The organism is Methylomonas montana, assembly GCF_030490285.1.
In the GTDB taxonomy this organism is placed as follows: Bacteria; Pseudomonadota; Gammaproteobacteria; order Methylococcales; family Methylomonadaceae; genus Methylomonas; species Methylomonas montana.
This window is the reverse complement of record NZ_CP129884.1, coordinates 3,863,308-3,876,007: the sequence shown is the minus strand read 5'-3', so window position 1 is coordinate 3,876,007 and position 12,700 is coordinate 3,863,308. Positions and strand designations below refer to the sequence as shown.

Sequence of the window (12,700 nt, the reverse complement as noted above, 5' to 3'; positions counted from 1 at the left end):
ATCTAGCATCTATCGGATGTTGAGGATGGTTTGCATGATGGTATTTTCGGTGGTGATCGTTTGAGCGTTGGCTTGGTAGTGTTGCTGGGCCACGATCAGATTGACCAATTGCGCGGATAAGTCAACGTTGGAACTTTCCAGCGCGCCGGACTGAATGCCACCAAAGTTGTTGGAACCGGCTTCACCGCGGATCGGTTCGCCGGAACTGGCGCTTTGTCCCCAGGTGGTATCGCCCAGTTTGGCGAGACCGTTGGTATTCGGGAAGCGAGTCAGGGCGACCTTGCCGACGGTTTGCGAGCCGCCGTTACTGAAGCGGGCAAAGATTACACCTTCGTCATCGATATCGATTCCGGTCAAGCGTCCGGCGGGCAAGCCGTTTTGAGTCATTGCGTTGACGCTGAATTTTTGTTGGACCTGGGTGGAGCCGGTGTAGTCCATTGAGGTAATGGTAATCGGCGCGGCGCCAGTTGCCGGCAGAATGGTATAACTGCTCAGCGCAAACGGATTGGTTGGAGCGGTCAATTTACCGCCGGAATCGAAAGTCATCGTGCCCGAACCGTCGGCGTTGCCGCCCGCTACGTTGACCAATGTTTTGGTATCGGGGGTCGCAGGTTCGCTCATATAGTGATAAACGTTCCAGGTGTTGGCGGCGGATTTGCGAAAATACGTGGTCAGAATATGCGGTGAACCCAGAGAGTCGTAAGTCGTTACGGAGGTTTGACTGTTATAACTATTGCTGTTGGTTGGATCGAAAACAGTCGCGGCTGGTATCACCGTGTCATTGGCATTGACGTTGACGGTAATCTCGACGCTGTCGGTTGCCGATGGCAATCCAGTCAAGGTGTTGATTTGCACGGGCTGGGTGACGCCGACGCTAAACCCGTCGCTAACGGCGGTGCCGTTTGGTCTGTAGACTAGTAACGCCGCCCCCTGGTTATTCACCATGTAACCATCCTTGTCCAGTTTAAATTCGCCCGCGCGGGTGTATGACAAGTCGTTGACTTCACTAGGGCTTTTGGCTAGTGTAAAAAAGCCTTCGCCGCTGATGGCCAGGTCGAGATTGTTATCGGTGAACGATAAATTCCCTTGGTTGAATTGTTGGGCGACATTGGCGACTCGGACGCCAGCACCCGGTGTTGTATTGCTGACACCGCCGAGACTGGTGGCATAGACATCAGCGAATTCGGAGCGTGAGCGCTTAAAACCAGTAGTATTGGCGTTGGCGATATTGTTGCCGGTTACCGCCAGATTGTTGGATGCGGCATTCAAGCCGCTAAGTGCTGTTGTAAAAGGCATGACGCTCTCCTAACTATAAAATTTGCTTGATTTCGTTGAATTTCACCGAGCCGACACCGACTAGATTGATTTGCAATCCGGTGCTGCCGCTGCCCATGGTCACGCTTTGCACCCGAGATTTGATATTGGTGGCGAGATTGGTGTTTTTCCCGTCTAGCCACGCGCTAGCCTCGACTTTATAAATCCCAGGATTGGCAAATTGACCATCGTTATCCATGCCGTCCCATTGGAAAGCGGTTGTGCCCGAGGCTTGGGTACCCAAGTCAATATCTCGAATGGTTTCTCCGGTTTCGGAATCGATGATTTTGACGCTGACATTGGGTGAACTACCGGGCAAATCAAAGTCGCCCGACACGCTGCCGCCGGCGGACAATAGTGCTTCTTGGCTGGGAGCCGACACGTCGTGTCCCACCAGTCCGGCCGCTTGCAGCGCCTGAGCGGAACTGATCGAAGTGGCAAAATCCTTGAACGAAGCCTGTAAATCCTGGATGCCGGAGACGGTACTGAATTGCGCCATTTGGCCAAGAAATTCGCCGTTTTCCATCGGTTTCATCGGATCCTGGTGGGTCAACTGGGTGGTCAGCAGTTTTAAGAACTGATCTTGCTCCAATGTTTGTTTTTGGCCGGTTTTCGAGGTGCTGGAACTGGTGGTGGCCAAGCCCAGCTTGTTAAAAGTGTCTATTGCGCTGGCGCTCATACGTTAGCCTCAACTTCCCATTTTTAGGGTTTGCAGGATCAGGTTTTTGGCGGTGTTCAACACCTCCACATTGTTTTCATAGGAACGGGTGGCCGACATCATATTGGCCATTTCTTCCACGGTGTTGACGTTGGGTTTGTAGATATAGCCGGTGGCGTCGGCCAGTGGATGACTAGGCGCATATTCCATTACCGGCGGCGCCTGACTTTCGACGACGCCCAGCACATTGACGCCGCTGGCGGCGTTGTTTTTGTCCATGATGTTTTTCAGCTCGGCGGCAAACACTGGTTGACGGGATTTGTAGACCTGGCCGATGCTGCTGCTGACGCTGTTGGCGTTGGAAATATTGCTCGCTACCAGATTTAGTCTCAGGGTTTGTGCGTTCATGCCGCTACCGGCGACATCGAAGATTCGGAATGTGGACATGATTATTCCCCTCTGATGGCTGACATCAGCCCGGAAAACTTGCCGTTGATAAATTGCAAACTGGCTTGGTATTGCACGGCGTTCTCGGCGTACTTGGCTTGCTCGATATGGGTTTCGACGGTGTTGCCGTCTAGCGAAGCCTGCTGTGGATTGCGATAGAGCAGGTCGGCGCCGAGCACGCTGTTTGGGTTGGCTAAGTGCCCTTGCTGGCTACGGTTGATTTCTGAACTCTTGCCGGCCAGGGTTTGCTGGAATACGGTTTTGAAGTCCAGATCGCGGGCTTTGTAGTCGGGGGTGTCGGCGTTGGCCAGATTGGAAGCCAGGATTTCGCCGCGTTTTTCTCGCAACGCTAAAGCCTGCGGATGTATGCCCAAGGCATTGTCGAAATTGATTGCCATATTTGCCACCTCATGTGTTTTTTAAACATAAAAAGCAGTAAACATGCCATAAAAAAAATCTACTTTAATTTCACAGGCATGGATAATTTTGAGGAAGGGGCTGGCGTCAAAAAATTGCGGTTGAGGCGGGGCGGCAAAAAACTGCCGCTTAATAATATCGTCAATAAATCGACGGAGGTATTAACCGATTTTTCTGAAGTAGCTGGTTAGGCCGGAGCGGACCAGCTCGAAGGCGTGTATGCCGGCCGGCATGGCTTCGGTGCTGCTGAGGAATAAATAACCGCCTGGCTCCAGGCTGTCGGCCATTCGGGTCAAGATGTCGCGTTTGACCTGGTCGGAAAAATAGATCAGTACGTTGCGGCAAAAGATGATGTCGAAACGTCCCAGTGCTGTAAAAGACTTGAGTAGATTGAATTGCTGAAAGCGGACTTGTTGGCTGACTTCGGGGTTGAGCGTGTAGCCATCGTAGCTTTTGTGGAAGTAGCGGGCCTTAGTGATTTCATCGACGCCTCTGGCCAATGCGGCTTCCGAATACACCGCTTTCTTGGCCTCTTCCAATATCGCTTCGGAAATGTCGGTGCCGATAATTTGCAGTGATCTGTTTTTTGCACTGGCTTTAAGGGCGTCCAGGCCGCAGATGCTGATCGAATAAGGTTCTTGGCCGGATGAGCAGGCCGCCGACCAAACCCGGATGCTGCCGTTTTTTTGCTTGAGTAGCTCAGGGAGTACTTTGTCCCTAATTTCGGCAAACTGGCGTTCATCACGAAACCAGAAAGTTTCGTTGGTGGTCATCGCGTCGATAACCGCGCTTTTTAATTTCTGCGAAGAAAATGCGCTGGATTGCAAGACTTTGGTGAGATCAGTGAAGCTCGATAATTCAAATTTACCCAGCAAAGGTAGTAATCTGCTTTTCACCAGATACTGTTTGTTTTCGCCTAGTGCGATACCGCAGCTTTGATTGAGGAATTGCTGAATGGCCTGATATTCCTCGGCGGAAATGTCGATATTTTTGCCGATGCTGTTGCCGGAGTCAGCTGATTTGAACATGTTTAGATTAAGCGATGGAGCGGGAGATGAGGTTTTTTTTGTCAGTTGCGCGCGGCATGATAAAGCTTGAGTTGTTGCTGAATAGAATGCATTAAGGAATCGGGATCGAACTTAGCCAAAAATTCGTTGGCGCCGACTTTTTGAACCATCGCGGTGTTAAATACGCCGCTCAACGAGGTGTGCAGAATCAGGTAGACCTGTTTCATGTTTGGGTCGGCCTTGATTTTGGTGGCCAGGGTATAGCCATCCATGCGCGGCATTTCCACGTCGGAAATGATCATTGAATAACGATCCTGAATATTGATGCCTTCGGCGACCAGCGTGTTCAAATGATCCCAGGCTTCCTGGCCATCTTTGAGCAGTGTGCATTCTATGCCAATTTGTTGGCAGACTCTTTTCACCTGATTTCTGGCGACCGAGGAATCGTCGACCACCAGGATATGATCGTTTTTGCCGCTCACATCGGCGTCGATGGCGTCTGCGGAGGCGTCTTCGCGGCCGCCGATGACTTCTTTCATGACCTTTTCGACATCGATCACTTCGATCAACTCGCCCTCAATTTCGGTAACGGCGGTCAGATAGCTTTCTTTACCGGCACCGCTGGGGGGGGCTTTAACTTGTTCCCAGCCGATGTTGATGATCCGGTCTACCGAGCCGACCAGAAAGCCTTGAATCGAGCGATTGTACTCGGTGACGATCACGTAACAGCCGGTGTCGCGCGCTAAGGGTCGCATGCCGATAGCCATGGACAAATCCAATACCGGAATGGTTTTACCGCGCAGGTGAGCGACTCCGCAAATCACCGAGTGGGAATTGGGAATTTGGGTTAAAGGTGGGCATTGAATGACTTCTTGGACTTTAAAAACGTTAATTCCAAAACGCTGTTTGCTGACCAGTTTAAACAACAGTAATTCGAATCTATTGTGACCTGCCAGTTTGGTGCGCTGATCGACTCCCTCTAACACTCCGGCCATAAAACCCCCTGAAATACGCTGATCGCAATTATAGCGACTTTGCTTTGTTTTACTTTAGAAAATTATTGGTATGTTTTGTGCTCAAGCTATGGTGTGAGTCAAAAAAATGGCGACTAATATGAAGAACATTAAATTTCTGTTCATTTTGCAGCTGGCTTCCGAAATGGTGTGCGCGGCACCGATGCAATCGGTGCCGTCGATTCAGAATTCGGTTAACCAATATGTAAATGCAAGCCTTGAGCCAGGGGGCAAGTATGAAATCGGCGGAGTGCAAATCGATCCGCATCTGCAACTACCGCAGTGCGAGCAAGCTTTGCAGGTCTTTGGCCAATCCGGCGACATTAAACCCGGCCGGAATACGGTTGGGGTGCGATGCCATGGCGAGAAAGGGTGGACGATTTATAGCACGGTGTCTGTGAAGGCCTTTAAAGATGTGTTGGTATTGAAAAAGTCCCTGAATCGTAACGATATTATTCGTGCGGAGTATCTCGGTGTTGAGGCTCGCGACACCGGCTTATTGCAACAAGGTTATTTGGTCGAGCCGGAAGATATCGTTAATAAGCAGGCTGTCCGCAACATTCCTGCCGGCAGTGTACTTAATAGACAGCATTATGCCGATTTGACGCTGGTGAAAAGAGGTGAGCGGGTAACGATTCAATCGGCCAAGGCCGGTATGTTGATCAGCGCGATCGGTACCGCGATGGCGGATGGTGCCAAGGGCCAGAAAATCAATGTGAAAAATATGTCGTCGCAACGGGTGATACAGGCGACTGTCGTCGATGCCGGTCAGGTTTCGGTTTATTTTTAATCGACTATTAAAGGAATTTATGATGATGCCGCTAAATGCTTCAGATAAAACTCATTTAGGAATTTCGTCATGGCTATCGAATCCATCACCGGTAACCCTGTTGGTGCTCCGCTGCCGGCAAAATCAGCGGTTAAAGACTCGGTCGGACTTAAAGAGAAGCTTGCAAATGGGCTCTCTGCGGACACAGTCGAGATCACCGCGGCCGCGCAGGATATTAAGTCGGCTACCGCCGCAAGCGCTGCTGCTTCCGTGGTGAACGAGGATCGTGTTGCAGCTATAAAAGCGGCATTGCAGGAAGGCAGCTATCAGGTCAATGCCGAGAGCGTTGCCGGGAAAATATTGCAATTCGAAAAACAGTTAACTAATAGCTCATGACGCCATGATAGAGAAAACCTATTTAATCACCGAAAAATTATTGAACAACGGTTTAAACGTCACGCAGAATTTGCTTGAGTTGTTAAATGCCGAATCCGATAAACTAAAACAAACAGTCGATCCGGACGTTATTTCGGCGATTGCCGCCAATAAAAAAGATCTGGTTGTTCAACTTGAGCAATTCACCAAGCAACTGGGTCAGGTGCTTGCCACCGAGCAGTTGGCGATCGGTAACGACGGCATCAAAACTTATCTTATCAAAGCCAAAGAGACGGGCATCGATATATCCGAGACCTGGAATTGCTGGCATCGTATCTCCAAGCTTGCCGAAAAATGCCGGGCCGTTAACGAACAAAACGGCGCTAGCATTGCGTTGCTGAGTCGGCATACTCAGCGATCGCTGCAAATTCTTAGAGGCAAATCGCCATTAGCAGCGACGTATGGGCCTGACGGCGTCACCCGAAACGAGCTGTTTTCGCACACATTAATTTCAGTGTAGACTGCTCGCCTAAATCAATAGATAGGCCGCTTCGCATGCTGGGAAAACTTAAGCATTTATTTTCAAAACCGATTGAGTCGGCGCCTGTTTCCAGCGAAGACGATCTGTTAACTTTTGAAAATCCTAACTTTCTTACCGATCAAGAAAAAATCGCCAAGTTACTTTGCGAAATCGAAAATAGTTCACCCTTGTGTAGTGTTCAGGTCGACGGTTCGGCTGAGGATTTCAGCTCGTCGATACTTGGGGTTAAGTTGGATAAAAATTCCATTATTCTCGATGAGCTAATGCCCAAACACGGTAACGACCTTTTGTTGCACAGCAGATCGCTAAAACTCTCTACCTTTCATAAAGGTATACATTTATCGTTCAATCTGACGGATATTGAAATCGGTCATTCCCGCGGTATCAACTATTACAAGGCACCATTGCCGGAGCGCATTTTTTATCCACAGCGCAGGCGTTCGCCGCGGTTGGAAATCAGTTCTATCGATATTCCGTTTGGCGGTGTCGTACAGCGCACGGGTATATCAATCGGCGGTTATCTTTTTGATTTGTCGAGAGGCGGGGCCGGTATCAGTGTGCCGATTAACAGAGCCAGGGTACAGCGCGGCGACAGGATTAAAAATTGCCAAATCAATTTTGAAAATTATGTAATGGACTTCGATTTGTCGGTACGTTTTGTCAAGTCAGCCTCGGCGGGCTCATCGAAAGTTCAAATTGGCGGGCTTTTCGAAAATCTATCCTCAAAAAGCCAATCAAAGCTGTCTTATTTTATTACCTCGCTGGAGCGGGTTGAGATCAGAAAACAGAAAGCCTAGTCTCTCGCTATGGTAGAATTGCCGCCCAACGTCCCGGTAGCTCAGTAGGATAGAGCGGTCCCCTCCTAAGGGACAGGTCGTACGTTCGAATCGTATCCGGGACGCCATAGAAAAACGTCAAAAACACTTTGTGTTCAACAGGTTATATCACCATTCGGTGAGCCTTCATCATAGCGCTACTTTTCGCGCGCTGACCTGAAAAATCCCTGCTACATCAGGCTTTCAGCGGCAAGCTTTAAGGTAGGGGACTTCTGACGTTTAAGTTGACCTGATCGAACGATTTGGACTAGATTAGTCGCAATACGCCGCCATCCTCAGGGCGCTACCCTACCATGCAAACCTTTACCGCCAACGAAGCCAAAACCCGTTTTGGCGAATTTCTCGACATCGCCCAGCGCGAACCGGTACGAGTGACACGCCATGATCGCGTGGTCGGCGTGATGGTCAGTGCTGAAGATTACGAAGCCATGCGAACCTTTTACGCCGACCGCCTGAGCAAAACCATGGACGAAACCGCCGATGCAGTCGAGAAAGCCGGCATGACACCGGAAATCCTCGAGCAGTTGCTGGCGGATGAAAGCTGAAAACTTAGGACTCCTCGCTGTCGTCGACACCAACGTCTGGATCAGCGGTTTCCTGAGCAATGCCGGCGCACCGGCGTTGTTGACCCGGCAGGTGGTCAGGCATGGTCGGCCGGTTTTCACGTTAGCTACTTTGCCGAATTGCAGGAACGCTTATGGCGCCCCAAATTCGATCGGTACTTGAACCTGGAACACCGCAAGCAATTGTTACGCGATGTCGACACTGCCGCCTTTTTGGGGCACGGTGTCAGCGGAAATCGAGCAACAAACCTTTTCGCGCGACCCATACGACGATAAATTCATCCGCGCGGCACTGGTTGCCAACACACCTTGGCTAGTTTTACCGGCGATCAGGATTTGTTGGTGCTGGCAAACGATTTACAACCCTTGGGCGTACACATTCTGTCGCCCGCTGATGCGTTGCAGTCGCCGAGTTTTCAAGCCACCCACTAGTAAAATAAGCGCGCTCAACGACGCTGATACTTTCAATTAAACGGAGTTAATAAATGTCTACCCAGCGTTACTCAGTCACCCCGCACCCGATTGAAACACTGCTAACCTGGGTAAAGTCTGGCGAGATTGCCATCCCCGAAATTCAGCGGCCGTTTGTTTGGGAAGCGACCAAGGTACGTAACTTACTGGATTCGCTATACCAAGGTTATCCTGTAGGGTATTTGATTGCATGGCGCAATCCGAATGTCAAACTGAAGGACGGTACGACCTCGACCGGCAAACGCATTTTGATCGACGGTCAACAACGGGTCACCGCGTTGATGGCGTCTTTGCTGGGTGTGGAAGTATTGAACGAAGATTATGAGACGGTGCAGATTCGCATTGCCTTCAATCCGCAGGAAGAAACCTTTGAAGTGGCTAACCCGGCTATCCGTAAAAATGTGGCTTGGATACCGGACGTGGCGTGCGTGTTCAACCCTGCCACCAGTGTTTTTCAGCTAGTCAGCGATTACTGTAGGACCAACCAAGACTGTACACAAGACAAGATATTCAAAATCATTGAAAAGCTGCGCGGGATCGTCCATAACCATGTCGGGATCATAGAACTGGCTGAAGATTTAGACATTGAGACCGTGACGGAGATTTTTATTCGGGTCAATTCTGCGGGGTCGCCACTGTCGCAAGCCGACTTTGCCATGTCGAAAATCGCGGTGAATGAAACCTATGGTGGCAATCTGTTGCGTAAGGCCATCGATTATTTTTGTCACCTTGCTATTGCGCCTGAGTTCATCAGCAAAATTAAGAAGAATGACACGGCTTTTGTCGGTTCAGAGTTTTTCGACAAGATGAAATGGATCGCCGACGTTAACGACGACATTTACGATCCGACCTATACCGACATGCTGCGCGTGGCATTCACATCGGAGTTTGGCCGGGGTAAGTTGCAGGACTTAGTGGCGTTGCTTTCAGGCAGAAACTTTGAAACCAAGCAATTTGAAGACGCTATCGCCGAAGCATCATTTGGTCGTTTGAAGAACGGGATTTTTGCATTCATTAACAAGACTCATTTTGACCGTATCACGATGATTCTGCGTTTCGCCGGTTTCGTCACCAGTGGTTTGATCGGTGGCCGCAACGTGGTCAATTTTGCCTATATCGTCTATCTACGTGGTCGAGCGGAAAATGTGCCTGCGGCTGACTTGGAACGTATTGTTCGACGCTGGTTTGTCATGTCGATGCTGCGCGGTCGTTACAGCGGGTCACCGGAGTCAACGTTCGATTTCGACATTCGGCAGATTAGCAGCCGTGGCTTGGTGAGCTACATCGAATCGGTGATACCGAACGAATTGCCCGACAGTTTCTGGACTGGCATGTTGCCGCAGTTTATGGATACGTCGTCGATCAACAGCCCGTACTTTTTGTGCTATCAAGCGGCTCAAGTCAAGCTGGGCGATAAAGGCTTTTTGTCCCGAGATATTACAGTTACCGATTTACTGTTAAACCGTGCCGATGTGCATCATGTTTATCCGCGCAAATTTCTGAAGGATGAAAAGGGTCTGTCGCGCGGCACCTATAACCAAATTGCGAACTATGTGATCGCTCAGAGCGAGATCAACATTGCGATTGGCGCAAAATCGCCCACAGTCTATTTTGCTGAGTTGAAAGCGCAATGCGAGGGAGGCGCAAAGAAGTACGGCGGCATCACTAACCGCGACGAACTCATTGCAAATTTGGCGACGAATTGTATTCCTGCTTCCATGTTGGACGGTGAGATCAAAGAATTCAGCGAGTTTTTGGAAGAGCGCCGTAAGTTGATGGCGTTAAAAATCAAAATCTGGTTCTCGGCTCTATAAATGAACGAAGCCGAAACCCGACTCTTCCGGCCCTGAAAGTGGCTGGCTGGGGCGTGGTGGAAGGTAGTCGCTACCTGACACACTAGGCAGGCTGGAAGGCCACGGTAAACGAGGCAAGGCGCTGTCTGCCGACTATATGTTGGAGCATCGCAACCTCAAACTGGCGGTGGTCGAAGCCAAAGCCTGGGACAAGCCGCTAACAGGAAGGTGTGGCATAACTCTTTGCGGGTAGGCTTTGTCAGGTTATTCAATCTAAAATTACAAGTAAATTAAGCCCGGAAACAAGCTCGAAAGGGTAGCTTGTTTGCCGCAATAGAGCGGACGAACCTTGAAATACCCCGGTTGAATTTGGCATGCGCGCCATTCGCCGACAAGCAGCCAATAAAGGTTTTCAATCCTGTTTTTCTTCTTGCGCTTCTTCGGTTCCAGGGCTTTCAGTGCTAGCTTCCTTGTAATCGTTTTCATGAAGCTCACACTTCCCTTCGAGTAAATCAATAGCGCCTTCCCAACAAGATGCTTTTACATAAGCCTTGGCATACCAACGAAAGGCTACTCCCGAACAATCTTCATATTCAATTTTGACAGGAACATTAATGTCGTCGTCATAAATTCTTTTAACTTTACAAAGGTTTACTGGCTCAGACCACGCCGCATTTGATGTGAGATATAACAACGCTAAAATAGAAATTCTTTTTGGAAAGGTCATTTTTTATATCCGCAAATTGTAAAGAGTAGATTGAATGGTCGAATTTACCATCTTGGTTGTCAAAATTTACATCTATTTTTTAACACAAAATGCGGGTAATCGGCCTAGGCTAATCGTCAAATTCTATGGGTTATAGATATTGCTTTTGCCTCTTATTAGCTACACCGCGTTTTGTTTCGACCGTCCCGGTGGTTTGTAAAAACTTGGGCGGGCTTTTTTCGCCGCTACGCTGGTAATCCGTAGCTAGGTTTACCAAGGTATCCGCACTAGGCACCCCTAATGTCTCGATCATCGCAGTGTAAGTCAATTCGAACAAGCGCTTTAAAGCGATTTGCCAGGTGCTGTCGGTTAATGCATATAACGCGTCGCTGAATTGCATGAAGCGCGCAAATGGCCGGTCGGCAAGAATAAGCGGTAGCGTTGCGGCAAAACGTCCGGAGTTACCGATTAAGTCCCAAAATCGAGCAAAGCGGTTGATGCGTTGCAGGTCGGCAAAACCTAGATCGCGGGTATGGAGAATCGTATACGGCGGGTTGGGGTCGTAACGTAATTGGTAGTCTTGATTATGGCGATTGATAGGCGCGCCGCGCAGGCGTTTCAATATGCCGACTTGAATTTCCTGCGGATTTAATGCGATCAGTTGATCGAAGCTGGCGCCGAAACCACCTAATGTATCGCCAGGCAGGCCGGCAATTAGGTCGGCATGGATATGAGCATTTGAATGTTGGCGTAGCCAGCTTAAATTGGCTTGGGTTTTTTGGTTGTCTTGCTTACGGTTGATTAATTGTTGAATGGCCGGATCGAACGTTTGCACGCCGACTTCAAATTGCAGTACGCCGGGCGGGAATTGCTTGATCGCCTGTTTCAGACGCTCGGGAAGATTGTCTGGAATCACCTCAAAATGCAGATATAAATCGTCGCTTAGGTGCGCCAGGAAAAACTCCAAAATTGCCACGCTGCTATCGACTTTAAGATTAAAGGTGCGGTCGATGAATTTGAAGTGCCGCGCACCGCGTTGGTAAAGGGTCTCCATTTCCCGCAAAAATGTGTCCAATGCAAACGGCTTGGCGGTGGTATCCAGCGACGACAGGCAAAATTCGCATTTAAACGGACAGCCGCGCGACGCTTCGACATAGATAATCCGCTGGCGAATATCGGTGTCGGTGTAGTGCGGATAGGGGGATGCCAAGGTCGCCAACGGCGCGGTTTCACCCGTCACGATTTTTTGTTCCGGTTTGACGCCGGCCAGCAATTGTTTGCATAAACCAGGAAAGCTTATTTCGCCGTTGCCAGTAATGATGAAGTCCGCGAGGTCGGCGACAGCCGGTAAATCCGGCGGGTGGCTGACTTCCGGTCCGCCTAACACCAAAACGATTTCCGGCGCGACTTGTTTCAGGATAGAAACGATGGCGGTAATCTCGGCAACATTCCAGATATAAACGCCAAAGCCGATAATCCGGGCTTGCTGTTGCAACAGTTTCTCGACTATCTCGATCGGCCGTTGTTGGATGCCGAATTCTAGCAATTCCGTATCGGCTTGCAGATTGCCCATATTGGCATACAGATAACGCAAGCCAAAAGCGCTGTGAATATAACGGGCGTTGAGCGTGGTGATAACGATACTGGCCATGCCGGTGGGATAGAGTTGGGGCTTGAGTAGAATGAGCTCAGCATAACACCGATTTTATTCGGGGCGGAATGTGGCGGCTTATCCTAATGGCTGATTGACCGTGGTGGTGGCGATGTTGGCCGAGTCGATAGATTATCGA

At 49.8% G+C, this 12,700-nt stretch carries 16 protein-coding genes and 1 tRNA gene; 9 read left to right on the top strand and 8 right to left on the bottom strand.

Annotation, left to right across the window (positions count from 1 at the left end):
• Positions 1–9: 9 nt before the first annotated feature.
• The 6 genes from flgE to QZJ86_RS17935 all read right to left on the bottom strand — a co-directional run bounded on the left by flgE (position 10) and on the right by QZJ86_RS17935 (position 4,838).
• Entirely contained in the window at positions 10–1,296 is a 1,287-nt protein-coding gene (flgE, locus tag QZJ86_RS17960; RefSeq protein ID WP_301671858.1) for a flagellar hook protein FlgE, read from the bottom strand.
• Between the two features lie 13 nt (positions 1,297–1,309).
• The gene (locus tag QZJ86_RS17955) at positions 1,310–1,993 is read right to left on the bottom strand and encodes a flagellar hook assembly protein FlgD (RefSeq protein WP_301671857.1); all 684 of its coding nucleotides are present in this window, start codon (positions 1,991–1,993) and stop codon (positions 1,310–1,312) included.
• A 9-nt stretch (positions 1,994–2,002) separates the two neighbouring features.
• Positions 2,003–2,419, bottom strand: coding sequence for a flagellar basal body rod protein FlgC (gene flgC, locus QZJ86_RS17950; protein ID WP_301671856.1), 417 nt, complete (start codon positions 2,417–2,419; stop codon positions 2,003–2,005).
• Positions 2,420–2,421: 2 nt separating this feature from the next.
• The gene (flgB, locus tag QZJ86_RS17945) at positions 2,422–2,817 is read right to left on the bottom strand and encodes a flagellar basal body rod protein FlgB (RefSeq protein ID WP_301671855.1); all 396 of its coding nucleotides are present in this window, start codon (positions 2,815–2,817) and stop codon (positions 2,422–2,424) included.
• A 180-nt stretch (positions 2,818–2,997) separates the two neighbouring features.
• The gene (locus tag QZJ86_RS17940) at positions 2,998–3,864 is read right to left on the bottom strand and encodes a CheR family methyltransferase (protein WP_301671854.1); all 867 of its coding nucleotides are present in this window, start codon (positions 3,862–3,864) and stop codon (positions 2,998–3,000) included.
• Positions 3,865–3,905: 41 nt separating this feature from the next.
• Positions 3,906–4,838 carry a chemotaxis protein CheV gene (locus QZJ86_RS17935; protein WP_301671853.1) on the bottom strand — a complete coding sequence of 311 codons (933 nt, stop codon included), beginning with the start codon at positions 4,836–4,838 and terminating at the stop codon, positions 3,906–3,908.
• 118 nt (positions 4,839–4,956) lie between these two features.
• Here QZJ86_RS17935 and flgA point away from each other — a divergent pair, with 118 nt between their 5' ends.
• From flgA to QZJ86_RS17890, 9 genes are all read left to right on the top strand, one after another.
• Positions 4,957–5,646: a flagellar basal body P-ring formation chaperone FlgA gene (gene flgA / locus QZJ86_RS17930; protein ID WP_301671852.1), complete on the top strand. Its 690-nt coding sequence runs from the start codon at positions 4,957–4,959 to the stop codon at positions 5,644–5,646.
• 69 nt (positions 5,647–5,715) lie between these two features.
• Positions 5,716–6,021: a flagellar biosynthesis anti-sigma factor FlgM gene (gene flgM / locus QZJ86_RS17925; RefSeq protein ID WP_301671851.1), complete on the top strand. Its 306-nt coding sequence runs from the start codon at positions 5,716–5,718 to the stop codon at positions 6,019–6,021.
• Positions 6,022–6,025: 4 nt separating this feature from the next.
• On the top strand, positions 6,026–6,520 hold the full coding sequence (locus QZJ86_RS17920) for a flagella synthesis protein FlgN (protein ID WP_301671849.1): 495 nt from the start codon (positions 6,026–6,028) through the stop codon (positions 6,518–6,520).
• A gap of 35 nt (positions 6,521–6,555) precedes the next feature.
• A complete protein-coding gene (locus QZJ86_RS17915; protein ID WP_301671848.1) occupies positions 6,556–7,338 on the top strand; it encodes a flagellar brake protein in 783 nt (260 codons plus the stop codon).
• A gap of 30 nt (positions 7,339–7,368) precedes the next feature.
• A tRNA-Arg gene (locus QZJ86_RS17910) sits at positions 7,369–7,445 on the top strand.
• A gap of 225 nt (positions 7,446–7,670) precedes the next feature.
• Entirely contained in the window at positions 7,671–7,922 is a 252-nt protein-coding gene (locus tag QZJ86_RS17905; protein ID WP_301671847.1) for a type II toxin-antitoxin system Phd/YefM family antitoxin, read from the top strand.
• Entirely contained in the window at positions 7,912–8,103 is a 192-nt protein-coding gene (locus QZJ86_RS17900; protein ID WP_301671846.1) for a hypothetical protein, read from the top strand. The genes QZJ86_RS17905 and QZJ86_RS17900 overlap by 11 nt, the downstream gene beginning before the upstream one ends.
• Positions 8,104–8,249: 146 nt before the next feature.
• Positions 8,250–8,372 (top strand): hypothetical protein, encoded by a 123-nt coding sequence (locus QZJ86_RS17895; RefSeq protein ID WP_301671845.1) that lies wholly within the window; start codon positions 8,250–8,252, stop codon positions 8,370–8,372.
• A 53-nt stretch (positions 8,373–8,425) separates the two neighbouring features.
• Positions 8,426–10,225, top strand: a complete 1,800-nt coding sequence (locus tag QZJ86_RS17890) for a GmrSD restriction endonuclease domain-containing protein (protein WP_301671844.1) — start codon at positions 8,426–8,428, stop codon at positions 10,223–10,225.
• A 391-nt stretch (positions 10,226–10,616) separates the two neighbouring features.
• Here QZJ86_RS17890 and QZJ86_RS17885 read toward each other — a convergent pair whose 3' ends face one another.
• Positions 10,617–10,931, bottom strand: coding sequence for a hypothetical protein (locus QZJ86_RS17885; RefSeq protein ID WP_301671843.1), 315 nt, complete (start codon positions 10,929–10,931; stop codon positions 10,617–10,619).
• A 130-nt stretch (positions 10,932–11,061) separates the two neighbouring features.
• Positions 11,062–12,561 (bottom strand): B12-binding domain-containing radical SAM protein, encoded by a 1,500-nt coding sequence (locus QZJ86_RS17880; protein WP_301671842.1) that lies wholly within the window; start codon positions 12,559–12,561, stop codon positions 11,062–11,064.
• Between the last annotated feature and the right edge of the window lie 139 nt (positions 12,562–12,700).